This is a genomic window from Pseudomonas sp. AC463, from assembly GCF_979253585.1.
Genome location: NZ_CEEDDZ010000006.1, coordinates 39,730 through 63,572 on the forward strand (window position 1 = coordinate 39,730; position 23,843 = coordinate 63,572).

Here is a 23,843-nt window from a genome sequence, read left to right on the forward strand (position 1 = left end):
TCAGATCTTCTGCGCCAAGGACACGGTAAAGATGCCCCACTCATCCACACGCTGGGTGATCTTGCGGAAACCGGCAGCCTCGACCAACTGATCCATTTCCGCCTGGCTGCGACGGCGCATCACCCAGGCCTGGCCCTGGCGGTGGCTGGTCAGCGCGCGGGCAATCAGTTCCAGCTGCGGGTGCCACGGCTGCCCGGTGTACACCAGGTAACCGCCCGGCTCCACGGCCTCGGCCAGGCCGGCCAGCGAACCGCCGACCATGCCGTTATCGGCAAACAATTCATACAGGCCGGACACCACGGCCAGCGTCGGCTTAGGGTCGAGCGCGGCCAGATCCAGGCGATCAAACGCGTCGCCTTTGACGAACTGCGCGATATCTCCCAGGCCCTTCTCGCGGATCAGCGCGCCACCGTCGCGCACGTTGATGTCGCTGTAGTCGCGCAGCAGGATCGATTCCGGCAGCGGCGACACACCCTGCAAAGCTTCCAGAATGTAACGGCCGTGGCCGGCGGCGATATCGACGATGCGCACTTCACGTTGGTCGTCGCGCAACTTGGCCATGGCCAGGCGCAGCAACTCTTCGACATTGAGCTTGCGCTGGCGAATGCCGCGCCAGCCGATGGAGTTGAGGTAGTTGGTGTCGATCATCCGCCCCAGCGCGCCTTTGCCGGTGGGCTTGTTGCGGTACACGTAGTCGAGGGTGCTGCCGGAGTCGAAACCGGTGTCGAAGCCCAGCTTTACGCCGTCCGACAGGTTCTTGCCCAGGCCCATGCTGGCGCGGGTCATGCGCCAGTAAAGGTCGCGCGGCGAGTTGCGCGGCAGCGGCGCGGCGAGGGATTCGGACTCAGCGCAGGTGGCGCCCAGTTTGTCGGCGTCCAGCAGCGAGGCGCGGTCCAGCGGCTGCGCGAAGTTCTGCAGGATAAAACGCCGGGCGCTGCTCACGGCCACCGCGCGGTCGCGTTCGCCGAGGGTGTCGTGGAAGAAGCCGGGGAGAATGTGCAGCTCTTTTTTCAGGCTGCCAAGGCGGTCGAAAAACTGCTGCTGGGGTTTACGATGCACCACAAAGTCGGAGCCGGAGATCAGCAACTGAGTCGGTACCTGGATCGCCTGGGCATCGGCCACAACGCGGTCGGCGGCTTCGTACAGGCCGAGCAGCACATTCACCGAGATGGCCTTGGTGATCAGCGGGTCGCTGTCGTAGGACGCTACGCGCTCGGGGTCATGGCTGAGGAACTTGGCCTTGACGTAACTGTTGACGAAAAAGTTGCCGCGAAACTTGCGCATCAACGCCAGGCCCGGGCGGGCGAAGGGCACGTAGAGCTTGACCTTGAAGGCCGGCGAGGCGAGCACCAGCGCGCGGATTTTCGGCGCGTAGTCATGCACCCAGGTGGCCGCGATCACCGCGCCGACGCTTTGGGCGATGACGGCGAAGTTTTCTTCTTCGATGCCGTAGGTGGCGCCGATGTGGTCGCAGAAGGTTTGCACGTCGCGAGCGCTGGTGGCGAAGCTCGGGCTGTCACCGCGTTCGCCGGGGGATTGGCCATGGCCTCGGGCGTCCCAGGCGAAGAAGTCGAAGCCGGGCAGGTTCAGTTCATCGACCAGGTGCGCGATGCGCCCCGAGTGCTCATGGCCGCGATGGAACAGCACGATAGCCTGGCGCGGCTCGCCCTGCGTGGGCGCGCTGGCGGGCCAGTGGCGGTAAAAAAGCTCGACGCCATCATGGGTACTGAAGGTGTGTGCTTGCTGTTCGCGCATCGCAAAATCCTTATGCAGAAGGGGAAGTGGTTTCTTTCAGGCCTTGGCGTACGCGGTTGACCAGGGTGTAGGCGAGCAGGGCGGCGACCAGCCACATCACCGCGTCGACCCAGCCGGCGCCGAGCCAGCCCAGCGCCACGCCGGTGGCCAGCACGCCGAGGACGAACGCGCGATCACTCTTGCCCATTGGCCCGTCATAGCGGCGCGAAGCGCCCACCATCGGCCCCAGCACGCCGGCGTATTCGCTGAACACTGCCAGCAAGGCCACCAACAGCACCGGCGCCAGGCTCACGCCGGGGATCAGCGCAAACGGCAGGATCAGCGCGCTGTCGGCAATCACGTCGCACAGTTCATTGAGGTAGGCGCCCAGGCGCGACTGCTGGCCGAATTCGCGGGCGAGCATGCCGTCGATGGCATTCAGGGCCATGCGCAGGATCATCCACAACGGGATCAGCGCAAACAGCCACAGGTACTCGGCGAAGCTGGCGATCAACAGGCCGACCAACAGCGAAACCACGCCGGCCAGCACGGTGATCTGGTTGGCGGTGGTGCCGTTGTCGTAGAGGCGCTGCACAAGGGGGCGCAGCAGGTTTTGAAAACGCGGTTTGAGCTGATAGATCGAAATCATGGGAGGTGACGCTTCCTTGTCCGTGAACCCGCGAAAAACTGGTTTGGAGTGTGCCGATTATTTGGGGGCTGCACCAGTGATGGCGCGTGTTTATGGGGGTTTAGTCACGGTCTTGAGAGCGATAAGGATCAGATGTGGGAGGGGGCTTGCCCCGATAGCGGTAGGACCGTAAATGCCTGTGTTGACTGACCCACCGCTATCGGGAGCAAGCCCCCTCCCACAGGGGATCTGCTCGTCGCTTGAACACGGTGTTTATCGAACAAAAATTTCACGCTGCGTGTTATATCGTAACCAATTGTGTGCAGACGGGCGTTGAGTGGATGCAAGTGGATCTGGAAGCTGACGGCGCCTCGGTTGAGGGCCTCGCGCGTTTTCAACAAGGGGTGTTCCATGCCCGCCGGTTGCGGCAAGCCGGGATCAGCCTGACAGCGCTGGCCGTTGCCGGTTGGGTGCTGGCACTGTTTGTTGCGCTGTTTGCGCCGTTGTCGATCTGGCCCGTGGTGTTGATCAACTGCGCGTCGGCGTTGCTGGTGCTGGTGGCGGGGTTGCAGTCTGCGTGGTGGGTGGCCGATTGGCGCGCTCAGGCGCTGGAAGAACCATCCGCTGAAGTGCCGGGTGAAGATGCGCGCGGCTATGCACGCCTGGTGGGGCGCGTCGTCGGGCAGATCGGCGCGCCGGTGCTGTGGCTGGCGGGCTGGTCGCTGCTGGCGTTGGTCAGCATTGTTGAATTCTGGAACCTGACGTTGCCTGCCGCCGCAGTCGGCCAATCCGCCAGCATCGGCGCCGCGCTGGGCTTGGCCCTGGCGTTTGGCCTGCTGGTGTTCGAGCGCCGCCTGGCCCAGGAAACCGCCGCGCAATGGCCGGAAGCCGGGCAGCTGGCGCAGTTGAGCCGGGTGGCGATTGTGTGCCTGGTGATCAGTGGGATTTGCCTGCTGTTTGCTGGCGCCGAGTCGGTGTGGCCGCTGCGCCTGGCGACGTTGATCGGTTTGCTGCCGGCGTTGGTGGCGCTGGAGTTTCTGTTAAGGGCCGTGCTGTCGCTGTTCAGCCCACGCCAGCCGCGCCTCGAACCGCGTTTGATGGCCCAGAGTTTCATCGCCGACCTGCTGCGCTGGCCACCCCAACCCTTGCTCGCCTTGCAGCATGAATTGCACAACCGCTTCGGCATCGACCTGCGTCAGATCTGGGCCTTTACCTACATGCGCCGCGCGTTTTTACCGGTGCTGCTGGTGGTGCTGGCTGTCGGCTGGGCCCTGACCGGCGTGCACGAAGTGCCCCTGCAAGGCCGTGGGATTTATGAGCGCTTTGGCAAACCCGTGGAAGTGTTCGGCCCGGGCCTGCATGCCGGTTTGCCGTGGCCGTTGGGCCGTGTGATCAGCGTGGAAAATGGCGTGGTACACGAACTGGCCACCAGCGTCAGCGAGGCTGCAAAGCCAGACCTGGCGCCCGCCGAAGGCCCGCCCCCCGCGATTGCCAATCGGCTGTGGGACGCCAGCCATGTAAACGACAAATCCCAGGTGATCGCCAGCAGCAGTGGCGACAAGCAGAGCTTCCAGATCGTCAATATGGACGTGCGGTTCGTCTACCGTATCGGCCTCACCGACAGGGCCGCGCTGGCCGCCACCTATAACAGCGCCGATGTGCCGACCCTGATCCGCAGCACCGCCAGCCGCATTCTCGTGCACGATTTTGCCTCGCGCACCCTGGATGAATTGCTCGGCGAACAACGCACCCTTCTTGCAGACGAAATCGGCCGCGCGGTGCAAGCCGACCTGCAAACACTCGACAGCGGCGTGGAGATTCTGGCGACAGTAGTAGAAGCCATTCACCCACCGGCCGGCGCCGCCAACGCCTACCACGGCGTGCAAGCCGCGCAGATCGGCGCCCAGGCATTGATCTCCCGCGAGCGCGGTGCTGCCAGCGAGCAAACCAACCAGGCCTTGCTGCAAGCCAGCACCGCCCGCGACCAGGCGCTGGCCACGGCCCGCGAAGTGAACGCCGGCGCCCAGGCGGCCGATCTGCGTTTTGCCGCCGAACAAAAAGCCTACGCCAGCGCCGGCCAGGCCTTCGTGCTGGAGCAGTACCTGGGCCAACTCAGCCAGGGCCTGGCCCACGCCAAGCTGCTGATTCTGGATCACCGCCTGGGCGCCGATGGCGCGCCGACGATCGATCTGCGTTCTTTTACCTTGCCGGCCGATCCCTCGGTGCCGCGTAAAGCCGTTCAATAAGGAGTCTGTCTGTTGAGCGCTCATTCTCACGATCACGGTCATCACCATCACGGCCACCACCATCACCACCATGGCGATGAACAGGCGGCCGGCCCATTCCCTTGGCGGCGCATGGCCTGGGCGGTGTTGCTGGTGCTGTTTGCCGTTGCGGCCGCAAGCCTGGTGCAGGTGCGTTCCGGCGAAGCCACGGTGATCACGCGCTTCGGCAACCCGTCGCGGGTGCTGCTGGAACCGGGCCTGGGCTGGCGCTGGCCGGCGCCGTTCGAAGCGGCGATCCCGGTGGACCTGCGTCTGCGCACCACCTCCAGCGGCTTGCAGGATGTGGGCACCCGCGATGGCCTGCGCATCATCGTGCAGGCCTATGTGGCGTGGCAGGTGCAGGGCGATGCCGAGAATGTGCAGCGTTTTATGCGCGCGGTGCAGAACCAGCCGGATGAGGCGGCGCGGCAGATTCGTACCTTTGTCGGCTCGGCACTGGAAACCACGGCGGCCAGTTTTGACCTGTCCAGCTTGATCAACACCGACGCCAGCCAGGTGCGCATCGCCGATTTCGAAGCGCAGTTGCGCCAGCAGATTGATCAACAATTGCTCACCACCTATGGCGTGCGCGTGGCGCAAGTCGGCATCGAGCGGCTGACCTTGCCCTCGGTAACCCTCACCGCCACGGTCGACCGCATGCGCGCCGAGCGTGAAACCATCGCCACCGAACGCACCGCCGTGGGCAAGCGTGAGGCGGCGCAAATCCGCTCCGCCGCCGAGCGCGATGCGCGCATCGTGCAGGCCGATGCCACGGTGAAAGCCGCCGATATCGAAGCGCAGTCGCGGGTCGAGGCGGCGCAGATTTATGGGCGTGCCTACGCCGGCAACCCGCAGCTGTACAACCTGCTGCGCTCCCTCGACACCTTGGGCACGGTGGTCACGCCGGGCACTAAAATCATCCTGCGCACCGACGCCGCGCCTTTCCGCGCGCTGGTGGACGGGCCCAAGGACGTTCAGCCATGACCGAGCGTGACAGCCCGGACAGCCCGTGGATCCAGGCCGGGCGCCTGACCTTCCTCGCGCTGTACGCGGTGACCGTGTTGGCCGCGTTGGCCTGGGCGTTTTCCAATGTGCGCCAGATCGACCCGCAGAACCGCGCCGTGGTGCTGCACTTCGGCGCCCTCGACCGCATCCAGAATGCCGGCCTTTTACTCGCCTGGCCGCAGCCGTTCGAACAGGTGGTGCTATTGCCGGCGGCCGACCGCGTGATCGAGCGTCGGGTGGAAAACCTGCTGCGTTCCGATGCGGCGGTGCAGGCGGACCGCGTGGCCACCTTCGCCGCGCCACTCAGCGATGCCCTGGCCGGTTCCGGTTACCTGCTGACCGGCGATGCCGGCGTAGTGCAGCTGGATGTGCGGGTGTTCTATAAGGTCACTGAGCCCTATGCCTTTGTGTTGCAGGGCGAGCATGTGTTGCCGGCGCTGGACCGGCTGGTGACGCGCAGCGCCGTAGCCCTGACGGCCGCGCGTGACCTGGACACTATTCTGGTCGCGCGCCCGGAGCTGATCGGCAGCGACAACGGCGCCGCCGAGCGCCGCGAACGCTTGCGTGGTGATCTGGTGCAAGGCATCAACAAGCGCTTGGCGCAGTTGACCGACAGCGGCTTGGGTTTGGGCATCGTTGCCACTCGCGTCGACGTGCAATCGAGCCTGCCGGGCCCGGCGGTGAATGCCTTCAACGCGGTGCTCACCGCCAGTCAGCAAGCCGACAAAGCCGTGGCCAACGCGCGCACCGACGCGGAAAAACTCACCCAGACCGCCAACCAGCAGGCCGACCGCCTGGTGCAAGTGGCCCACGCCCAGGCCAGCGAACGTCTGGCCAACGCCCAGGCGCAAACCGCCACCGTCGCCAGCCTGGCTCAGGTCAAAGACCCCGGCTTGCTGCTGCGCCTGTACCGCGAGCGCTTGCCGAAGATTCTCGGCCAGGCCGGTTCTGTCACCACGGTCGACCCTAAAGACGACTCCCGCTTGATCATCCAGGGAGCCGAACAATGAGCGCACCCATGCTGACCTCCGCCGAACAGCGCAGCGCTGCCCGGCAATTGACCCTGGCCATGCTGGCCCTGGGCTTGCTGATACTCGGCCTGGTGTGGCGCTGGTTGGCGCCGGACCAGAGCGGCGTGAGCCAGTTGCTGCTCGGCGTGGCGTCGCTGCTGGTGGCCGTGCCGGTGATGCGCTCGGCCTGGTACAGCCTGCGGTTTCCGAGCCTGCATGGCATCACCGACCAGTTGATCGCCCTGGCGATGCTGGGCGCGTGGGCCACCGGCGACCTGCTGACTGCCGCCTTGCTGCCGATCATCATGATCTTCGGCCATGTGCTCGAAGAGCGCAGCGTAATCGGCTCCCAGGAAGCGATCCACGCCCTTGGCAAACTCACTCGCAGCCATGCGCGCCTTGTGCAGGCCGACGGCAGCATTGTGGAAGTGGACAACGGCACGCTGCACACCGGCGATATCGTCGAAGTGCGCGCCGGCGACCGCGTGCCTGCCGATGGCGTGGTGCTGTCGGGCCAGGCGAGCCTGGACACGGCACCGATCACCGGTGAGTCGGTGCCGCTGGAAGCCAGCGTGGGCGTGCAGGTGTTTGGCGGCGCGATCAACCTCGATGGCCTGTTGCGCCTTGAGGTGACCCGCACCGGGAATGAGTCGACCCTCGGCAAAGTCATCGCGCTGATGCAGAACGCCGAGCGCTCCAAGCCGCCGATCACCCGGCTGCTGGAGCGTTATGCCGGCAGCTATATGGTGCTGGTGCTGTTGCTGGCAGCGGTGACCTGGTTTGTGACCAATGACGCCCAGGCAATGTTGGCCGTGCTGGTGGCGGCTTGCCCGTGTGCGTTGGTGCTGTCGGCACCGGCCACGGCGATTGCCGGGATTGCGGTGGCGGCGCGGCATGGGATTTTGATTCGCAGCTCGGCGTTTCTGGAAGAGCTGGCCGACCTGACCTCGCTGGTGGTCGACAAGACCGGCACGTTGACCTTTGGCACGCTGCGCTTGCAGTCCATTGAAACCACCGCGCCGGATCGCCAGGCCTTGCTCAACCTGGCCGCCAGCCTCGGCTCGGCCAGCAGCCACCCGGTCAGCCGGGCGCTGGCAGGGTTGGGCACGCAGCCGTTAACGCTGACAGACATTCGTGAACGCCAAGGCCTGGGCGTGGTGGCGCAGACGGAAGAGGGCGAGGCGGCGTTGGGGCGGCCGGAGCTGTTCGAGCAATTGGGCATTGTCACCACAGCCGTACCGAACCACGACGGCCCGATTGCCGGGCTGGCGCTGAACGGGCAATTTCTCGCCTGGCTGTTGCTGGCCGACAGCGTCAAGCCGGAAGCGCGCCAGGCTCTGCAGGAACTGCGGGACCTGGGCCTGGGCCGCCAACTGCTGCTGACCGGCGACCGCCAGAGCGTCGCCGATAGCCTGGCGCTGGAGGTGGGCATCAGCGACGTCGAAGCCCAAGCCTTGCCCGAGGACAAACTCAACCGCGTGTTGGGCGAGATCGGCAGCGGTTTCCGGCCGATGGTGGTGGGCGATGGCATCAACGACTCCCTGGCGCTCAAGGCCGGTGTGGTCGGCGTGGCGATGGGGGCGGGCGGGGCGGATATCGCGCTGGCTTCGGCGGATGTGGTATTGATCGGTAGCGACCTGCGTCGCCTCGGCACCTGTGTGCGCTTGAGTCGCCGGTGCCGGCACACGTTGCAGGTCAACGTGATCATTGGTTTGGGCTGGACCCTGGCCATTGTGGTGTTTGCTGCGTTTGGCTGGCTGGGCGCGGCCGGGGCGATGATTGCGGCGGTGTTGCATAACCTCAGCACCTTGCTGGTACTGGGCAATGCCGGGCGTTTGTTGCGCTTTCAGGAGCCGCTGTTGAAGCTGGAAGAATAAATTTTAGAAATATTTGCATACAGCTGTAACGCCGATAGGGGGCCTCACTCTAGTGCTGTGTCGAGACTGAACAATCCGTTCAGACCGGCTCCACTACCGATCATGAGGAATACAACAATGAACATTAAATCCGCTGCTGCTGGTGCTGCTCTCGCAATGGCCGCCGCAACCCTGTTTGCCGGTGTTGTCACCCAGGCCCAGGCCGCCGATACCGCTGTGCACTGCTATGGCGTCAACGCCTGCAAAGGCCAGAACGACTGCAAAACCAAGGACCACGCCTGCAAAGGCCAAGGCTCCTGCAAAGGCCAGGGCTTCAAGGCCATGGCCAGTGCCGATGCCTGCACCAAGGCTGGCGGCAAAGTCGGCGAGTAACCGGCCAACGGGTGCCACCGCGGCGTCTGCCCCCCCAGCGCCGCGGACACTTTGCCCAGGAGTGAGTCATGTCCGCGTCCCTTCCAACTCTGGGTTACGGCCTGGGTTTACGCAGTGAGTACTACCAGCAGATCCTTGAACAGTCGCCGGCCGTGGATTGGTTCGAAGTGATCTCCGAGAATTATCTGGTGCAGGGTGGCAAAGCCTTGTACTACCTGGATGCGATAGCCGAGCGTTATCCCCTGGTGATGCACGGGGTGTCCCTGTCCATCGGCGGGCCGCATGCCCTCGATACCGACTACCTGAAACACATCAAAGCGCTGGCCGAGCGTATCCAGCCGGCGTGGATTTCCGATCACCTGTGCTGGAGCCGCGGCAGCGCGCACCAGTTGCATGACCTGCTGCCGCTGCCTTACACCGAAGAAAGCCTCTACCACGTGGCCGGCCGCGTTCGCCAAGTGCAGGACGTGTTGCAGCGGCCATTGGTGCTGGAAAATGTCTCCAGTTATGTGCGCGCCAAGGCGGATGAATTTACCGAGTGGGAGTTTCTAAAGGCGCTGGCGCATCTCACCGGCTGCCAGCTGTTGCTCGACGTGAACAATGTGTATGTCAGTTCGCGCAACCACGGCTTTGATGTCTGGACGTTTATCCGCAACCTGCCGCCCGAGAGCATCCGCCAACTGCACCTGGCCGGGCATATGGACTACGGCGACTACGTGGTCGATACCCATGACCACCCGGTGTGCGATCCGGTATGGGCGCTGTATCAGCAGACCCTGGAACACTTGGGGCCGGTCTCGACCCTGTTGGAGCGCGATGACCATTTCCCGCCTTTCGAAGAATTGCTCACCGAGCTGAGCAAGGCGCGTGAACTGGGCGCCACCGCTCTGGCCAGGAGAGCGTTATGCGCCTGACCGATTGGCAATTGGCCTTTGAACGGCATTTATTATCTGAAACATCGTTGGCCAACAGTGGCTTCGCCGCCACCTTGCTCGGCGGGCCGACGCTGGATGTGGACACGGGCCTGGCGATTTATCACAACGCTTACCTATCGCGGTTGCAGGAGGTGCTGCGCCATGACTTCGGCGCCATCTGGTATTGGCTGGGTGACGACGAGTTTGCGGCGCTGACCGAAGCCTACGTGCGCCGTTATCCGTCAGCCCACTACAGCCTGCGCTGGCTGGGCCAACGATTCCCGGCGTTTATCCTTGAGCACCTGGTGGCCGAGCAAGGCGCGCCGTTGGCCGAACTGGCGCGGCTGGAGTGGGCGTTCACCCTGGCGTTTGATGCGCCGCAGGGTCAGCCGTTGACCCTGAATGACATGGCGCAGTTGCCGCCGGAAGACTGGCCGGGCTTGCAGGTCACCCTGGCAGCTTCGGTGCAGCAGGTGTTTTGCCGCTTCAACACGCTGGCGATCTGGCGTGCCAGCAAGGACGAATCGGCCTTTCCCGACAGCCAGGAACTGGACCCGGCGCACATCTGCCTGGTGTGGCGCCAGGAGAATGTGTGCCACTACCGCAGCCTCGAACCCGCGCAAATCTGCGCCCTGGCAGGGATGGTGACCACCGGCTGGAATTTTTCAGAACTGTGCGCCGAGCTGGCAGTCACTTATGCAGAGGGTGCTCCCCTCCAAGCCGTAACGTGGCTGAAACAGTGGGTCCAGGACGGCTTGGTCGAGCGCCGAAGGTCATAGAAGACGGCTATCAAATCGATAGCCTCCTACTTTTCTTCGGATGGTCTACCCTCCATTCAGACGTCTGAAACAAGGGGGGACTACTCATGCTCGCGCAACTTCCACCGGCCTTACAGAATCTTCAGCTACCGCTGCGTCTTCGACTCTGGGACGGCCATGAATTCAACTTGGGCCCCGAGCCCAGTGTGACCATCGTGGTGAAGGACCCCACGGTCGTGACCAGCCTGACCCATCCCACGCTCGACTCACTGGGCGAAGCCTTCGTGGAGGGCAAACTGGAGCTGGAAGGCTCCATCGCCGAGGTCATCCGGGTATGTGACGAATTGAGTCACGCCCTGATCGAAGACGACGGCGGCAGTCGTCCGGTGCGCTCGATCCATGACAAGGCCACTGACGCGGCGGCCATTTCCTACCATTACGACCTGTCCAACGAGTTCTACCAGCTATGGCTGGACCAGGACATGGCGTACTCCTGCGGTTATTTCGAAACCGGCAGCGAATCCATCGACCAGGCTCAACAAGACAAATTCCGCCACCTGTGCCGCAAGCTGCGGCTGCAACCGGGCGAGTATTTGCTCGACGTAGGCTGTGGCTGGGGCGGGCTGGCGCGGTTTGCGGCGCGGGAGTTCGGAGTCAAAGTGTTTGGCATCACCCTGAGCAAAGAGCAGTTGGCGCTGGCCCGGGAACGGGTCAAGGCCGAGGGGCTGGAGGACCAGGTTGACCTGCAACTGCTCGACTACCGCGACCTGCCGCAAGACGGCCGTTTCGACAAAGTGGTGAGCGTGGGCATGTTCGAGCACGTCGGCCACGCCAACCTGGCGGAGTACTGCAAGACCCTGTTCGGCGCTGTGCGTGAAGGCGGCCTGGTGATGAACCATGGCATTACCGCCAAGCACACCGACGGCCGCCCCGTGGGCCGAGGCGCCGGGGACTTTATCGAGCGTTACGTGTTCCCCAATGGCGAGCTTCCGCACCTGGCGATGATGACCGCTGAAATCAGCGAAGTCGGGCTGGAAGTGGTCGACGTCGAAAGCCTGCGCCTGCACTACGCGCGCACCCTGGACCATTGGAGCGAGCGCCTGGAGGACAACCTGGAAGCCGCGGCGAAGATGGTGCCGGAGCAGGCGCTGCGGATCTGGCGGCTGTACCTGGCCGGTTGCGCCTACGCGTTTGCCCGGGGCTGGATCAACCTGCACCAGATTTTGGCGGTGAAACCCCACGCCGATGGCAGCCATGAACTGCCGTGGACGCGGGAAGATATCTATCGCTGAAACACAGTTTCATAAACACTGAAGATCCAAATGTGGGAGGGGGCTTGCCCCCGATAGCAGAGTGTCAGTCTCCACATTCATGACTGATACACCGCCATCGGGGGCAAGCCCCCTCCCACATTTTTTTACCGAGTTGTTGGTTAGAGAATCGGTGAGATCAGGCGCGCTACCCGCATGCCCAGTTGTTGCAGGCGGCGGGTCTCGCGGCTTTCTTCCTGGCTGACTTCATGGGCCTGGTCGAAGTCGTCCAGCAACATCCCCTCTACCTGCTTGGCGAAGGCTTCGTCGACGGTAAGCAGCATCACTTCGAAATTCAGCCGGAACGAACGGTTGTCCATATTCGCACTGCCGATGGCGCTGATTTCGCTGTCCACCAACACCACCTTCTGATGCAGGAAACCCGGCGTGTAGCGGAATACGCGCACACCGGCGCGCACCGCTTCGATTGCGTAAAGGCTGGACGCGGCATACACAATGCGGTGGTCGGGCCGTGAGGGCAGCAGCAGGCGCACGTCCACTCCGCGCAGCACCGCCAGGCGCAGGGCGGCGAATACGGCTTCGTCGGGGATGAAATACGGGCTGGTGATCCACACGCGTTCGGTCGCGGCGTGGATGGCTTCGACGAAAAACAGCGAGCAGGTTTCATACGGGTCGGCCGGGCCGCTGGCGAGCAGTTGGCAGAGCACGCCGTCTTCGGGGTAGGCGTCCGGCAGGATCAGTGGCGGCAGCTCCCGCGCGGCCCAGAACCAGTCTTCGGCGAACGACTCCTGCAGGCATGCCACCACCGGGCCGGTGACCTGCACATGGGTGTCGCGCCACGGTGCCAGTGGCGGTTTTTTGCCCAGGTATTCATCGCCCACGTTGTGGCCGCCGACAAACCCGGTGAGGCCGTCCACTACGACGATCTTGCGATGGTTGCGAAAGTTGACCTGGAAGCGATTGAGCCAGCCGCTACGCGTAGCGAATGCCTTGACCTGTACCCCGGCATCGCGCAGCGACTGCACGTAGCGATGGGGCAGGGCGTGGCTGCCGATGCGGTCGTAGAGCACGTAGATGCTTACACCTTGTGCAGCTTTTTCCTTCAGCAATGCATGCAACTGCCTGCCAAGCTCGTCGTCGTGGATGATGAAGAACTGGAACAGCACGGCGGTTTTGGCGTTGCGGATGGCGTCGAAGATCGCGCTGAACGTGGCGTCGCCATTGATCAGCAAGCGCACTTCATTGTTGGCAAGGCACGGCATGCGGCCCAGCTTGGGCATGGCTCGCAGCGATGTGTAGGCGCTTGAGCTGCGCGCGGCCAGGGCTTCCTCGACCCAAGGGCGCCAATTCAGCTCGGTGATGGCGGCGTGCATTTCCTGGTTGGCCTGGCGCCGCGCCTGGATGTAGGCGTCGAAGGTGCTGCGGCCGAAAATCAGGTAGGGGATCAGCGTGAGGTAGGGCATGAACATCAGGGACAAGGCCCAGGCGATCGAGCCTTGGGCGGTCCTGACGGTCAGCACCGCGTGGATCGCGGCGAGGGTCCCGAGAAAGTGCAGTGAGGCAATGAAGTAGGCGAGCAGGTGCGGGCCAAAAAAATCCATGAACGACATGACTCCAGACAATCCAGTGCCTAACAGACCATGAACGGCTGCGAATGTCGCTATTTTATTTGCCGTGCAACACTGGCGCCTTTGCGGCGTCTAACGCCCACAATTACCCAGGAGTTACCCGATGAATGCTCGTCTGCTTGGTTTAGCCATGGTTATTGGTTTGTCGCTGCCGGTGGCAGCACAGGCGCAGATGCTGGCGCCGGGCTTGTGGGAATTGACCACCAGCAATATGAAAGTCGATAACCAGGACCTGCCGGACCTGTCGCTGATCCTCGGTCAGCTCAAGCAACAGATGACCCCGGAACAACGCGCGATGCTGGAGAAACAAGGCATCACCATGGCCGGCAAAGGCGTGCAAGTGTGCCTCACCCCAGCCCAGGTCGCCTCGGACTCGATCCCGCTGACCGACCCGCAATCGGGCTGCAAACAGGAAGTGACCGACAAGACCGGCAACCAGTGGAAATTCCGTTTCAGCTGCCCGAAAGCCCAAGGCACCGGCGTGGCGACCTTCCAGAGCCAGAAGGAATTCACCACCACCGTCAACGGCACCTTCAATGCCACCGGCATCCAGCAGAAGGGCAGCCTGGATAGCCACGCTCAGTGGCTGGGCAACGACTGCGGCACAGTCAAACCGCGCGCTTAACGCAGAAAGTGCAGGGGCAAGCCCTGGCAGCTGTCGACCACCTGGCCGTTGTGCCAGGCCAGGTGGCCGGACACCAATGTGGTGCTGACGCTGTGGCGAAAGCTGCGTTCGGCGAACGGCGTCCAGCCGCATCTCGCCAGGATCGGCTGATCGCTCACCGCCTTGCCCGCCGGCTCAGGTTTGATCAGCACCAGGTCGGCCCAATACCCCTCGCGTAAATAACCCCGGTCCGGGATGGCAAACAGGTCGGCGACCCGGTGGCTGGTTTTGGCCACCAGGGTGGTCAGCGGCAGCAGCCCATCAGCGACCAATTCCAATAACGCCGGCAGCGCATGCTGCACCAGCGGTAAACCCGACGGCGCTTCACGATAGCCCAACTGTTTTTGCGCCCAGGTATGCGGCGCATGATCAGTGCCGATCACATCCAGACGATCACTCAGCAAGGCCAGGCGCAGAGCGTCGCGGTCGGCGCGGGTCTTGATCGCCGGGTTGCATTTGATCTGATGGCCGAGGCGGTGATAGTCGCGGTCATCGAACAGCAGGTGGTGGATGCAGACTTCGGCGGTGATGCGCTTTTGCGCCAGCGGTTTGTCTTCGAACAGCTCAAGCTCGCGGGCGCTGGTCAGGTGCAGCACATGCAGGCGGGTGCCGTGACGCTGGGCCAATTCCACCGCAAAAGACGACGAGCGATAACACGCCTCGGCATCGCGGATCAGCGGGTGGGCGACGGCCGGGATCTTGTCGCCGAAGCGCTCGCGCAGGCGCTGTTCGTTGGCGAGGATGCTCGGCGTGTGCTCGCAGTGGGCCAGCAGAATGGTCGGCACCTCGGCAAACAGCCGCTCCAGAACGCGTGGGTCGTCTACCAGCATATTGCCGGTGGACGCGCCCATGAACACTTTGACCCCGGCCACTTCACGCGGGTCGAGGGCGGCGACGGTGTCGAGGTTGTCGTTGCTCACGCCGAAGTGAAAGCCGTAGTTGGCCACCGAGTGCAGGGCGGCGCGGCGCTTTTTATCGGCTAGGGCTTGCAGGTCCAGGGTGGCAGGACTGGTGTTGGGCATGTCCATAAAGCTGGTGATGCCGCCGGCCACCGCCGCGCGGGACTCGCTGTAGAAACTACCTTTGTCCGGTGCGCCAGGTTCGCGAAAGTGCACCTGGTCATCGATCATGCCGGGCAGCAACCATTGGCCCTGGGCGTCGATGGCCACGGGCGCAACGCCGCCTTCGATGCTGCTGGCGATCTTTTCGATGCGGCCATTGGCGACCAGCACATCGGCGTCGAATTCCTGGCCTTCATTCACCAGGCGGGCGTTGCGGATCAGCAGGCGGCTCATGGCTCAGAACTCGTTTTGCAGGGCTTTGTAGCCGCGCACCAGGTCAACGTTGGTGCGCGCCACGTCTTCGGAAAACTCCGAGGCGCTGACGCTCACCGGTGGGAATTGCGACAGGTCGGTATTCGGCCCGATGCGGGTGGTGGAGGGCACGTAGAACGCGGCGGGCAAGTCGCGGCCGTCGACCACCGAGTTATGCCGCACCACGCAGCCGTCGCCCACGGCGCAGTTGAACAACACGCTGTTGAAGCCGATGAATACGCGGTCGCCGACGGTGCAGGGGCCGTGGACGATGGAGCGGTGCGCGATGGAGGTGAACTCGCCGATGGTCACGGCAGCGCCGGACTTGGAATGGATGACCACGCCGTCCTGGATATTCGAGTTGGCGCCGATGGTGATCGGGTCCATGGTGCCGCTGGCGTCGACTTCGTCGGCGCGGATCACGGCGTAGGGGCCGACGAACACGTTCTCGCCGATGATGACCTTGCCGCAGATGATCGCGGTTTTGTCGACGTAGGCCGATTCGGCAATCACCGGCAGGTCGCCGGAAGGGTTTTTGCGGATCATGCTAATGGCTCCGTAATGATGTGAACGTGGTCGCCATCGATAGCGTTGTAGAAGCAGGTGGGCCGGCCGGTGTGGCACGCCGGGCCGAGTTGGTTGACGATCAGCAGCACCGCGTCGCCGTCGCAATCCAGGCGCGCTTCCAACAGTTGCTGGCAGTGGCCGGAGCTTTCGCCTTTGCGCCACAGCTGCTGGCGCGAGCGCGACCAGTAGCAGGCTTGCCCGCTGGCCAGGGTTTCGTTGAGGGCCTGGCGGTTCATCCAGGCCAGCATCAGCACCTCGCCTGTGCCATGTTGCTGGGCGATGGCGGCAATCAGGCCATCGCGGTTCCACGGCAGGGCGTCGAGCACCGAGTCGAGTGGAAAGCGGCTACCTTTGGCAGCCCCTTCCAGTTCGAGCATGCTCAGGGTCATGGCTTGCTCAGAGCGGCGCACAAGGTGTTGAGGTTGTATTCGAACAGCCCGGTAAAGGTGCTGGCCGGGCCTTCTGCAGCCAGGGCGTCGGAGTACAGCGTGCCGCCGATCTGCGCGCCGCTTTCGTCAGCGATCTGCTTGAGCAGGCGCGAATCCTTGATGTTCTCCATGAATACCGCCTTGACCTTGTCCTTGCGGATTTGGGTGATCAGCGCAGCGACCTCGGCGGCAGACGGTTCACGCTCGGTGGACAAACCCTGCGGCGCGAGGAACTGGATGCCATAGGCCTGGCCCAGGTAACCAAAAGCGTCATGGGAGGTGACGATGCGGCGGTTGCCGGCGGGCAGGGCGCCGAACTTGGTCTTGGCTTCGGCCAGCAGGCGGTAGATCTCTTTGAGGTAGGCCTGGCTGTTGCGTTGGTAATCGGCTTTGTTGGCCGGGTCGGCGGCGACCAGCGCCTTGGTGATGTTGTTCACATAAATTTCGGCGTTGGCCAGGTTATGCCAGGCGTGCGGGTCGGGAATGGTTTCGCCGTCTTCTTCCATGGTGTGGGAAATCACGCCTTTGCTGGCGGTGACCACGGTGGCCTTGGTTTCGGTGCTGGTCACCAGGCGGTCCAGCCACGGCTCGAAGCCCAGGCCGTTCTTGATGATGAGCTTGGCCTTGAGCAGCGCCTTGGCGTCGTCGGGGGTCGGCTCGTAGGTGTGGGCGTCGGAATCGGGGCCGACCATGTTGCTGATCTGGATGTGATCGCCACCGATCTGGTGGGTGATGTCATCGAGAATACTGAAGCTGGTAACCACCTGGAGTTTGTCGGCGGCCTGGGCCATGGACAGTGGCAGCAGCAGGCTGAACAGCACGAGTAGAGCGCGCATCGGGAAACACCTCATTGGGATGTAAGAGACGGCGGGCGGCGCAGCAAACCGTGCACCGGACCGAAAACCACGGACAGCAGGTACCCGCCGCCAGCCACCAGCACAATCGCCGGGCCGCTGGGGAGTGAGTAGTAGAACGACAGCAACAAGCCAAGCCACACCGACAGGCATCCCAGCACCGCCGATACTGCGATCAACACCGGCAGGCGCCGGCTCCAGAAACGTGAAGCAATGGCCGGCAACATCATCAAACCCACCACCATCAAGGCGCCGATGGCCTGGAAGCCAATCACCAGGTTGAGCACCACCAGGGTCAGAAACAGCCCGTGGGCCAAAGGGCCGAGGCGGCTGACGGTTTGCAGGAACAGCGGGTCCAGAGTGTCCAGCAGCAACGGTTTGTAGATCAGCCCCATGGCGATCAGGCTGAAGCCGGACACCCAGAGCATGCCGGTGAGGGTGGTTTCATCCACCGCCAGGGCCGAGCCGAACAACAGGTGCAGCAGGTCCAGGCGCTTGCCGGCAATGCCCAGGATCAACACGCCGGCGGCGAGGGATATGGGGTAGATGGCGGCGAGGCTGGCGTCTTCGCGCAGGCCGGTGCGGCGGGTGATCCACGCCGACAACCCGGCCATGCCCAGGCCGGCGCCGAGGCCGCCGATGGTCAGCGCGGGCAGGCTCAAACCCGCGAACCAGAAGCCCAGGGCAGCGCCGGGCAGGATGCCGTGGGCCACGGCGTCACCGATCAGGCTCATGCGCCGCAGGATCAAAAATACCCCCAGCGGCGCGGTGCTGCAGGCCAGCACCAGCCCGCCGATCAAGGCGCGGCGCATGAACACGAAGTCGAAAAACGGCATCCACAATTGCGCGGTGAAATGCATCAGGCCACCTGCATGTGCAGTAGGGGGCGGATCAGCTCTTTGCTAGGGCCGAAGAGGCAGCCGGTGCTTTTGACCTGTACCACTTGCTCGGTATGGTGGCGCACGGAGGCCAGGTCATGACACACCACCACCAGCGTGCGACCTTCGGCGTGCCAGGCGTGGATGTGTTTCCAGCACAGCGCCTGGCCTTCTTCGTCGAGGGCGGCGTGAGGTTCGTCGAGCAGCAACACCGGCGCTTCGGCCAGGCTCATGCGCGCGAGCAGGGCACGTTGCAGTTGCCCGCCAGACAAGGCCATCAACGGGCGCTGCTCCAGGCCGCTGAGGCACCAGTCTTCCAGCACCGCTTGCAGGCGTTGGCTGCGTTGCTCCGGAGTGAGCTTGGTGCCCCAGAAGCCGGCGGCCACCAGCTCTTGCAGGCTGATGGGGAACTGGCGATCCAGATGTTGTTGCTGCGGCAGGAACGACAGGCCGCCACGCCGTGGAACATCCACGCTCACCTTGCCGGCCAAGGGCTTTTGCAAGCCGGCGATGACCTTGAGCAGGCTGCTTTTACCGCAGCCGTTGGGGCCGATCACGCCGGTGAGGCTGCCTTTTTCCAGGGTGAAATCTACCGCCGGGGTCAGCGGTTGGCCGGGGGCGCCCCAGCGCAAGGCGGTGCAGGTGATCATTCAGGGTTTCTCGTCCAGCGGCTTTCAGCCACGGCATCGTGCGCGTGCAGGCTTTCGGCGTGGATCACTTTCAGGTGGAAGGCTTTAACGGCATCCGAGCGTTTCAAGGCGAGGTTCAAGCGTCTGGCGGCGTCTTCGCAGAACATCAGGTTCTGCCCGTTGGCCAGGGCGAAGGCTTGTTCGTCCGCGCGTTTTACAGCGGTTTGTACGGCAGTGCCGAGGGCAGCTTCTGCGTCGTTGATCAAGTCAACCAGCGCCAGGTGTTCGCCTTGCAACGTCACCTGCAACTGCGCGCTGCTGCGCTGGCTGTGGGGCGTGGCGACGATGCCATTGGCGCTGCCGAGCCAGGTCAATACGGCTTCGTATTGAAGCGGCTTGTCAGCGAAGTCGTCGAGAAATTGCTGCTGAATCAACTGCCTGGCGAGGGCAGCGGAGCATGGGCAAGTTGAGGAATACGTAACGTCAATTTTTAGTTCCACGTGGAACATTTGGTTTTCCAGGCGCGCCTCGATGCTCACCGGATAGCTTTTCCAGCCGGCCAACGGGCTGACCAGCGCAGGGCGTTTCAGCAGCAGGTTGGTATGAATACGTAGGTAGGCGTTCTTAGATAATTCTTCATGACTGTCGAGAAAGCGCTGCAGTACATTGCGCAGAAGTGCAGGCGTAAGGGGCTGCTGGTCGAGCATCTCCAGTGCCAGGTACAGGCGTGACATATGAATGCCACGGGCGGCACCGTCGTCCAGGCTCACACCCGCATCGGCGGTGGCGCTCAGGCGTTGGCCGTCGATGAGGATCGGCAAGGCGATACCGCACATGCCCACCCAGTCGAGTGGCAAGGCCTGGCTTGAAGCCTGCGCGGCGATATCCGGCAGAGTCAGCGCGTTCATGGGCAGGTCCATCGTTGGAAATAATTCGACATGTTATAGTATAACAATAGAGTCGACGATGAATTTTCTTCCCCGGCCTTTTTTCACCCATGTCGAGTACGGACGCTCCTTTTCTCAGCGGTATTTTCATGCGCAGACGTCAGCTCCTTAACCTGCTTCTGGCCAGCCCCCTGTTCACCTTGCCTTTCGCCGCGTCGGCCACGCAGATTCGCAACGCGCGCCTGTGGCGCTCGGATAACAAGCTGCGGTTGGTGTTCGACCTCAGCGGCCCGGTGCAATACAAGACCTTTACCCTGGGAGCGCCCGAGCGCCTGATCATCGATTTGAGTGGCGCGGGGCTCAGTGGGGATTTCTCTCAACTGACGCTCAAGGGCAGTGGCATTACGGCGATCCGTTCCGGGCATTTCGGCAAGGGCGACACACGCATCGTGCTGGACCTGGCCGCACCGATGCAGCTCAACAGCTTTCTGTTGCCGCCCCAGGATGGCCAGGGTCATCGCCTGGTGCTGGATCTCAGCAGCGCTACTCAAATTCCTCGCCAAATAGCGAAAGAACCCACGCCGCCGGTGGATAAGGCCCACCCCAAGCGCGACATCATCGTGGTGGTCGACCCCGGCCACGGCGGCAAGGACCCTGGCGCCGTCGGCTCCAAGGGCCAGCGCGAAAAAGATGTGGTGCTGTCCATCGCCCAATTGCTGGCCAAACGCTTGAAGCGTGAGAAGGGCTTTGATGTGAAGCTGGTGCGCAACGACGACTTCTTTGTGCCGCTGCGCAAGCGCGTGGAGATCGCCCACAAGCACAACGCTGACATGTTTATCTCGGTGCACGCGGATGCGGCGCCACGCATCACCGCCTCGGGGGCGTCGGTGTATGCCTTGTCCGAAGGCGGCGCCACCTCCGCCACCGCGCGGTTTATGGCGCAACGGGAAAACGGCGCTGACCTGCTGGGCGCTACCAGTTTGCTCAATCTGAAGGACAAGGACCCGATGCTGGCCGGGGTGATTCTGGATATGTCGATGAACGCCACCATCGCCTCCAGCCTGCAACTGGGCAGCTCGATCCTGGGCAGCCTGGAAGGCATTACTTCGTTGCATCAGAAGCGTGTGGAGCAGGCCGGGTTTGCGGTGCTCAAGTCACCGGATGTGCCGTCGATCCTGGTGGAAACCGGGTTTATTTCCAATGCGCGAGACAGTGCACGGCTGGTCACGGCGCGGCATCAGCAGGCGGTTGCCGACGGTCTGTTCGAAGGGCTCAAACAGTATTTCCAGAAGAACCCGCCGATGAACAGCTACATGGCCTGGGTTCAGGAACAGAAAGACGCCCAGGCCTAACAGCCGGCGATGCGGCTGCAGGTGAACTTGGCACTGGCGCCACCCGAACTGGAAAACCGGTTCAGGGTGGTCCAGCCCACACGCCGTGTGTAGCCGACCCACGCCTCACCGTCCGACGCCAGCCCGGTAAAGAACGTCAGCTGCCCATAGCGGCTGTTGGTCTGTGCCCAATAGCGTTTGCCGATTACTTCAAAACCTCTCAGATACGTGGTGCTGCCCGCCGTCGCCACGCTGTAGGCATTGCCCAAAGGGTCTACGCACGCCAGCAGGGTGGCACTGCGCGTGCAGTGCGCCAACGGGCTCGGTGCCTGGGCGCAGGCCGGTCCAGCCGCTGCCAATAACAGGGCGCACACCAGGTATTTCATAGAGTTTCTCGAGGTTTGGGGTGTTCAAGCATTGCGCCCTTCGTCGCGGTGAGCAAGGGGGATTGGCTTATTTGCATTGTTATACTATAACATTAAAACACAGCCTGACCCGTGAACCGCTCCCCATGACTGAACAAGACCTGCTGGCCCAGCCGCCCGCCGACTACATGAATGAAGCCCAGCAAGGCTTCTTCCGTGCGCTGCTGTTGGCCCAGCGCAACGAGCTGCAAGCGCGCATCGAGGGCGAATTCCAGCAACTGCGCGAGCAGGAAACCAACAGCGACCCCGCCGATGTGGGCAGCGCCGAAGAACAGCGCCAATGGCAACTGCGCCTGCTGGAGCGGGAAAAGAAGCTGCTGGACAAGATCGACGACGCCCTCGAATTGCTGGCCCGTGGCGAATACGGCTGGTGCCGCGAAACGGGTGAGCCTATCGGCCTGCAACGCCTGCTGCTGCGCCCTACGGCCAGCCTGTGTATCGAAGCGAAAGAACGTGAAGAGCTGCGCGAACGCCATAAACGGGCGATTTGACCGGCCACCCCTGATGAGGAATACCTGATGCCTAATCGCCTCCCCGTTACCGTGTTGTCCGGCTTTCTCGGCGCCGGCAAAAGCACGCTGCTCAACTACGTCCTGCGCAACCGCGAGAACCTGCGCGTGGCGGTGATCGTCAATGACATGAGCGAAATCAACATTGACGGCAGCGAGGTGCAGCGCGACGTCACCCTCAACCGTTCGGAAGAAAAACTGGTGGAGATGAGCAACGGCTGCATCTGCTGCACCTTGCGCGAAGACTTGCTGTTGGAAGTCGGAAAACTCGCCAAGGAGGGTCGCTTTGATTACCTGTTGATCGAATCCACCGGCATTTCCGAACCCTTGCCCGTGGCCGAAACCTTCACCTTTCGTGATGAAAACGAGCAAAGCCTCGCCGACATCGCACGCCTGGACACCATGGTCACCGTGGTCGACGGCATGAACTTCCTGCTCGACTACCAGGCCGCTGAAAGCCTGGCCTCGCGGGGCGAAACCCTCGGTGAAGAGGACGAGCGCTCGATCACCGATCTGCTGATCGAGCAGATCGAGTTCGCCGACGTGATCCTGATCAGCAAGATCGACCTGATCAGCAGCCATGAGCGCGAGGAGCTGATGGCGATCCTCGAACGCCTCAACGCCCAGGCGGAAATCATCCCGATGGTCATGGGCGAAGTGCCGCTGCACAAGATCCTCAACACCGGCCGTTTCGACTTCGAGCGCGCCGCCCAGGCCCCGGGCTGGCTGCAGGAGCTGCGCGGCGAGCATGTGCCGGAAACCGAAGAGTACGGCATCGCCTCCACGGCTTACCGCGCGCGCCGCCCGTTCCATCCGCAGCGGTTTTTCGACTTTATCGACCGCCCGTGGGTCAACGGCAAGCTGCTGCGCTCCAAGGGCTTTTTCTGGCTGGCCAGCAAGCATCAGGACGCGGGCAGTTGGTCCCAGGCCGGCGGCCTGATGCGCCATGGGTTTGCCGGACGCTGGTGGCGTTTTGTGCCGAAAAGCCAATGGCCACAGGACGAAGAAAGCGTGGCGGCGATCATGGGTAACTGGCAACTGAGCACCGGCGATTGCCGCCAGGAACTGGTGTTTATCGGGCAAAACATCGACTTCACCCAGATGCGCGCCGAGCTGGACGCCTGCTTGCTCACCGATGCAGAAATGGCCCTGGGCGTCGAAGGGTGGCGCCAGCTGGCCGACCCCTTTGGCCCTTGGTATGAGGAGGCAGCCGCCTGATGTTGGCCCAAGTGATTCCATTACGCCCCGTGATCCGCCAAACCCGCGGCGAAACCCCGCTGGCGCTGTCCGATATCCTCGAAGATGGCGTCAACCTGGCGCTCTGGCAGCGCCAGTTGCCGTTGCACATTGCCGAGTTCGGCGAGTTGCTGGTGGCGCTCAATGAGCCGTTGGCCGACTCGATGGTGATCGAACTCAGCAGCGAGGATTCCGAGCCGAACTTGAAGGGTTTGGCGTCCAGTTGTCGTGATCTTGAAGGCTATGAAGGGTTCGTCGCCGATGTGTCGTGGCTGGTCAGCGCGTTTGCCTGCCTGCTCGGTGCCAAACGCATCGGCGTGCGTTTGCGTCTGTTGGACAAGGCCATGTGCCCGCGTTTTCACGTGGACCATGTGCCGGTGCGGCTGATTACCACCTACGCCGGCATCGGTAGCCAGTGGTTGCGCGAAGGCGTGATGGACCGCCGCCAACTGAGCCAGCCGGAGGCCGAGCCCGGCGAGCGCATCGAGCAGATCCAGTGCGGCGAAGTGGCCTTGCTCAAGGGCACCAAATGGCACGGCAATGAAGGCTACGGCCTGATCCACCGCTCGCCAGCGTTGAAGGCGGATGAGCGTCGCTTGATCCTGACGCTGGATTGGTTGGCATAACCGGGTAGGATCAAGCTCTCTACACGGTCCGAATA

24 protein-coding genes are annotated in these 23,843 nt (G+C 63.1%); 13 read left to right on the forward strand and 11 right to left on the reverse strand.

Translation table 11 applies throughout. From position 1 onward, the window contains the following. Positions 1-1,755, reverse strand: a complete 1,755-nt coding sequence (locus AC0IYH_RS08930) for a bifunctional alpha/beta hydrolase/class I SAM-dependent methyltransferase (RefSeq protein ID WP_471833920.1) — start codon at positions 1,753-1,755, stop codon at positions 1-3. Between the two features lie 10 nt (positions 1,756-1,765). After that, positions 1,766-2,383 carry a CDP-alcohol phosphatidyltransferase family protein gene (locus tag AC0IYH_RS08935; RefSeq protein WP_122774468.1) on the reverse strand — a complete coding sequence of 206 codons (618 nt, stop codon included), beginning with the start codon at positions 2,381-2,383 and terminating at the stop codon, positions 1,766-1,768. Between the two features lie 320 nt (positions 2,384-2,703). Here AC0IYH_RS08935 and hflK (AC0IYH_RS08940) point away from each other — a divergent pair, with 320 nt between their 5' ends. The 8 genes from hflK (AC0IYH_RS08940) to cfaB all read left to right on the forward strand — a co-directional run bounded on the left by hflK (AC0IYH_RS08940) (position 2,704) and on the right by cfaB (position 11,854). Continuing rightward, positions 2,704-4,608, forward strand: a complete 1,905-nt coding sequence (gene hflK / locus AC0IYH_RS08940) for a protease modulator HflK (RefSeq protein WP_471833922.1) — start codon at positions 2,704-2,706, stop codon at positions 4,606-4,608. A gap of 12 nt (positions 4,609-4,620) precedes the next feature. After that, the gene (gene hflC, locus AC0IYH_RS08945; RefSeq protein ID WP_122774469.1) at positions 4,621-5,610 is read left to right on the forward strand and encodes a protease modulator HflC; all 990 of its coding nucleotides are present in this window, start codon (positions 4,621-4,623) and stop codon (positions 5,608-5,610) included. Continuing rightward, positions 5,607-6,641, forward strand: a complete 1,035-nt coding sequence (gene hflK, locus AC0IYH_RS08950) for a protease modulator HflK (protein WP_471833924.1) — start codon at positions 5,607-5,609, stop codon at positions 6,639-6,641. Before hflC ends, hflK (AC0IYH_RS08950) begins: the two co-directional genes overlap by 4 nt. Further along, positions 6,638-8,518, forward strand: coding sequence for a cation-translocating P-type ATPase (locus tag AC0IYH_RS08955; RefSeq protein ID WP_471833926.1), 1,881 nt, complete (start codon positions 6,638-6,640; stop codon positions 8,516-8,518). Before hflK (AC0IYH_RS08950) ends, AC0IYH_RS08955 begins: the two co-directional genes overlap by 4 nt. A gap of 117 nt (positions 8,519-8,635) precedes the next feature. Beyond that, positions 8,636-8,890, forward strand: a complete 255-nt coding sequence (bufA2, locus tag AC0IYH_RS08960) for a BufA2 family periplasmic bufferin-type metallophore (protein WP_122774472.1) — start codon at positions 8,636-8,638, stop codon at positions 8,888-8,890. 68 nt (positions 8,891-8,958) lie between these two features. After that, complete coding sequence (gene bufB, locus AC0IYH_RS08965; RefSeq protein WP_471833928.1) at positions 8,959-9,804, forward strand: MNIO family bufferin maturase; 846 nt, start codon at positions 8,959-8,961, stop codon at positions 9,802-9,804. Continuing rightward, positions 9,795-10,583: an HvfC/BufC family peptide modification chaperone gene (locus AC0IYH_RS08970; RefSeq protein ID WP_471833930.1), complete on the forward strand. Its 789-nt coding sequence runs from the start codon at positions 9,795-9,797 to the stop codon at positions 10,581-10,583. The genes bufB and AC0IYH_RS08970 overlap by 10 nt, the downstream gene beginning before the upstream one ends. 86 nt (positions 10,584-10,669) lie before the next feature. Next, positions 10,670-11,854, forward strand: a complete 1,185-nt coding sequence (cfaB, locus tag AC0IYH_RS08975) for a C17 cyclopropane fatty acid synthase CfaB (RefSeq protein ID WP_116627082.1) — start codon at positions 10,670-10,672, stop codon at positions 11,852-11,854. A gap of 140 nt (positions 11,855-11,994) precedes the next feature. Here the strand turns inward: cfaB and cls are convergent, their stop codons facing one another. Next, a complete protein-coding gene (cls, locus tag AC0IYH_RS08980; RefSeq protein WP_471833932.1) occupies positions 11,995-13,434 on the reverse strand; it encodes a cardiolipin synthase in 1,440 nt (479 codons plus the stop codon). Positions 13,435-13,564: 130 nt separating this feature from the next. Here cls and AC0IYH_RS08985 point away from each other — a divergent pair, with 130 nt between their 5' ends. Next, complete coding sequence (locus AC0IYH_RS08985; protein ID WP_015886622.1) at positions 13,565-14,086, forward strand: DUF3617 domain-containing protein; 522 nt, start codon at positions 13,565-13,567, stop codon at positions 14,084-14,086. Here the strand turns inward: AC0IYH_RS08985 and AC0IYH_RS08990 are convergent. Genes AC0IYH_RS08990 through folE2 form a run of 7 tightly spaced genes read right to left on the reverse strand, consistent with a single transcriptional unit; the run spans position 14,083 to position 19,702 of the window. Next, positions 14,083-15,420, reverse strand: a complete 1,338-nt coding sequence (locus tag AC0IYH_RS08990; RefSeq protein WP_471833934.1) for a dihydroorotase — start codon at positions 15,418-15,420, stop codon at positions 14,083-14,085. The two genes, AC0IYH_RS08985 and AC0IYH_RS08990, sit on opposite strands and share 4 nt — an antisense overlap. A 3-nt stretch (positions 15,421-15,423) precedes the next feature. Next, positions 15,424-15,984, reverse strand: coding sequence for a gamma carbonic anhydrase family protein (locus AC0IYH_RS08995; RefSeq protein WP_248089238.1), 561 nt, complete (start codon positions 15,982-15,984; stop codon positions 15,424-15,426). Next, the gene (gene hisI, locus AC0IYH_RS09000) at positions 15,981-16,394 is read right to left on the reverse strand and encodes a phosphoribosyl-AMP cyclohydrolase (RefSeq protein WP_471833935.1); all 414 of its coding nucleotides are present in this window, start codon (positions 16,392-16,394) and stop codon (positions 15,981-15,983) included. Before hisI ends, AC0IYH_RS08995 begins: the two co-directional genes overlap by 4 nt. Then, entirely contained in the window at positions 16,391-17,269 is an 879-nt protein-coding gene (locus tag AC0IYH_RS09005; RefSeq protein WP_471833937.1) for a metal ABC transporter substrate-binding protein, read from the reverse strand. Before AC0IYH_RS09005 ends, hisI begins: the two co-directional genes overlap by 4 nt. Before the next feature lie 11 nt (positions 17,270-17,280). Next, positions 17,281-18,147 carry a metal ABC transporter permease gene (locus tag AC0IYH_RS09010; RefSeq protein ID WP_116627078.1) on the reverse strand — a complete coding sequence of 289 codons (867 nt, stop codon included), beginning with the start codon at positions 18,145-18,147 and terminating at the stop codon, positions 17,281-17,283. Continuing rightward, the gene (locus AC0IYH_RS09015; protein ID WP_122774477.1) at positions 18,147-18,815 is read right to left on the reverse strand and encodes an ATP-binding cassette domain-containing protein; all 669 of its coding nucleotides are present in this window, start codon (positions 18,813-18,815) and stop codon (positions 18,147-18,149) included. Before AC0IYH_RS09015 ends, AC0IYH_RS09010 begins: the two co-directional genes overlap by 1 nt. Continuing rightward, positions 18,812-19,702, reverse strand: a complete 891-nt coding sequence (gene folE2, locus AC0IYH_RS09020) for a GTP cyclohydrolase FolE2 (protein ID WP_471833939.1) — start codon at positions 19,700-19,702, stop codon at positions 18,812-18,814. Before folE2 ends, AC0IYH_RS09015 begins: the two co-directional genes overlap by 4 nt. A 128-nt stretch (positions 19,703-19,830) precedes the next feature. Here folE2 and AC0IYH_RS09025 point away from each other — a divergent pair, with 128 nt between their 5' ends. Next, positions 19,831-21,033 carry an N-acetylmuramoyl-L-alanine amidase gene (locus AC0IYH_RS09025; protein ID WP_471833941.1) on the forward strand — a complete coding sequence of 401 codons (1,203 nt, stop codon included), beginning with the start codon at positions 19,831-19,833 and terminating at the stop codon, positions 21,031-21,033. On the opposite strand, the gene AC0IYH_RS09030 is transcribed toward AC0IYH_RS09025, so the two are convergent. Beyond that, on the reverse strand, positions 21,030-21,398 hold the full coding sequence (locus AC0IYH_RS09030; RefSeq protein WP_122774479.1) for a glutamine synthetase: 369 nt from the start codon (positions 21,396-21,398) through the stop codon (positions 21,030-21,032). The genes AC0IYH_RS09025 and AC0IYH_RS09030 overlap by 4 nt on opposite strands. A 125-nt stretch (positions 21,399-21,523) precedes the next feature. Between AC0IYH_RS09030 and dksA the strand changes: the two genes are divergently transcribed. Genes dksA through AC0IYH_RS09045 form a run of 3 tightly spaced genes read left to right on the forward strand, consistent with a single transcriptional unit; the run spans position 21,524 to position 23,808 of the window. Next, on the forward strand, positions 21,524-21,928 hold the full coding sequence (gene dksA / locus AC0IYH_RS09035) for an RNA polymerase-binding protein DksA (protein WP_116627073.1): 405 nt from the start codon (positions 21,524-21,526) through the stop codon (positions 21,926-21,928). A 27-nt stretch (positions 21,929-21,955) separates the two neighbouring features. After that, positions 21,956-23,164, forward strand: coding sequence for a zinc metallochaperone GTPase ZigA (zigA, locus tag AC0IYH_RS09040; protein WP_116627072.1), 1,209 nt, complete (start codon positions 21,956-21,958; stop codon positions 23,162-23,164). After that, complete coding sequence (locus AC0IYH_RS09045) at positions 23,164-23,808, forward strand: DUF1826 domain-containing protein (RefSeq protein WP_122774481.1); 645 nt, start codon at positions 23,164-23,166, stop codon at positions 23,806-23,808. Before zigA ends, AC0IYH_RS09045 begins: the two co-directional genes overlap by 1 nt. Positions 23,809-23,843: the final 35 nt, after the last annotated feature.

What these genes read in the sequence shown, in the direction of transcription:
- dksA (WP_116627073.1), top strand. Translation starts at nt 21,524, where the DNA reads ATGACTGAACAAGACCTGCTGGCCCAGCCGCCCGCCGACTACATGAAT.
- bufA2 (WP_122774472.1), top strand. Translation starts at nt 8,636, where the DNA reads ATGAACATTAAATCCGCTGCTGCTGGTGCTGCTCTCGCAATGGCCGCC.
- AC0IYH_RS09010 (WP_116627078.1), bottom strand. Translation starts at nt 18,147, where the DNA reads ATGCATTTCACCGCGCAATTGTGGATGCCGTTTTTCGACTTCGTGTTC.
- hflK (WP_471833924.1), top strand. Translation starts at nt 5,607, where the DNA reads ATGACCGAGCGTGACAGCCCGGACAGCCCGTGGATCCAGGCCGGGCGC.
- AC0IYH_RS08955 (WP_471833926.1), top strand. Translation starts at nt 6,638, where the DNA reads ATGAGCGCACCCATGCTGACCTCCGCCGAACAGCGCAGCGCTGCCCGG.
- cfaB (WP_116627082.1), top strand. Translation starts at nt 10,670, where the DNA reads ATGCTCGCGCAACTTCCACCGGCCTTACAGAATCTTCAGCTACCGCTG.
- hflK (WP_471833922.1), top strand. Translation starts at nt 2,704, where the DNA reads ATGCAAGTGGATCTGGAAGCTGACGGCGCCTCGGTTGAGGGCCTCGCG.
- AC0IYH_RS08990 (WP_471833934.1), bottom strand. Translation starts at nt 15,420, where the DNA reads ATGAGCCGCCTGCTGATCCGCAACGCCCGCCTGGTGAATGAAGGCCAG.
- AC0IYH_RS08935 (WP_122774468.1), bottom strand. Translation starts at nt 2,383, where the DNA reads ATGATTTCGATCTATCAGCTCAAACCGCGTTTTCAAAACCTGCTGCGC.
- AC0IYH_RS08970 (WP_471833930.1), top strand. Translation starts at nt 9,795, where the DNA reads ATGCGCCTGACCGATTGGCAATTGGCCTTTGAACGGCATTTATTATCT.
- AC0IYH_RS08995 (WP_248089238.1), bottom strand. Translation starts at nt 15,984, where the DNA reads ATGATCCGCAAAAACCCTTCCGGCGACCTGCCGGTGATTGCCGAATCG.
- AC0IYH_RS09025 (WP_471833941.1), top strand. Translation starts at nt 19,831, where the DNA reads ATGCGCAGACGTCAGCTCCTTAACCTGCTTCTGGCCAGCCCCCTGTTC.
- AC0IYH_RS08930 (WP_471833920.1), bottom strand. Translation starts at nt 1,755, where the DNA reads ATGCGCGAACAGCAAGCACACACCTTCAGTACCCATGATGGCGTCGAG.
- bufB (WP_471833928.1), top strand. Translation starts at nt 8,959, where the DNA reads ATGTCCGCGTCCCTTCCAACTCTGGGTTACGGCCTGGGTTTACGCAGT.
- AC0IYH_RS09015 (WP_122774477.1), bottom strand. Translation starts at nt 18,815, where the DNA reads ATGATCACCTGCACCGCCTTGCGCTGGGGCGCCCCCGGCCAACCGCTG.
- AC0IYH_RS08985 (WP_015886622.1), top strand. Translation starts at nt 13,565, where the DNA reads ATGAATGCTCGTCTGCTTGGTTTAGCCATGGTTATTGGTTTGTCGCTG.
- cls (WP_471833932.1), bottom strand. Translation starts at nt 13,434, where the DNA reads ATGGATTTTTTTGGCCCGCACCTGCTCGCCTACTTCATTGCCTCACTG.
- AC0IYH_RS09030 (WP_122774479.1), bottom strand. Translation starts at nt 21,398, where the DNA reads ATGAAATACCTGGTGTGCGCCCTGTTATTGGCAGCGGCTGGACCGGCC.
- AC0IYH_RS09045 (WP_122774481.1), top strand. Translation starts at nt 23,164, where the DNA reads ATGTTGGCCCAAGTGATTCCATTACGCCCCGTGATCCGCCAAACCCGC.
- hisI (WP_471833935.1), bottom strand. Translation starts at nt 16,394, where the DNA reads ATGACCCTGAGCATGCTCGAACTGGAAGGGGCTGCCAAAGGTAGCCGC.
- AC0IYH_RS09005 (WP_471833937.1), bottom strand. Translation starts at nt 17,269, where the DNA reads ATGCGCGCTCTACTCGTGCTGTTCAGCCTGCTGCTGCCACTGTCCATG.
- zigA (WP_116627072.1), top strand. Translation starts at nt 21,956, where the DNA reads ATGCCTAATCGCCTCCCCGTTACCGTGTTGTCCGGCTTTCTCGGCGCC.
- folE2 (WP_471833939.1), bottom strand. Translation starts at nt 19,702, where the DNA reads ATGAACGCGCTGACTCTGCCGGATATCGCCGCGCAGGCTTCAAGCCAG.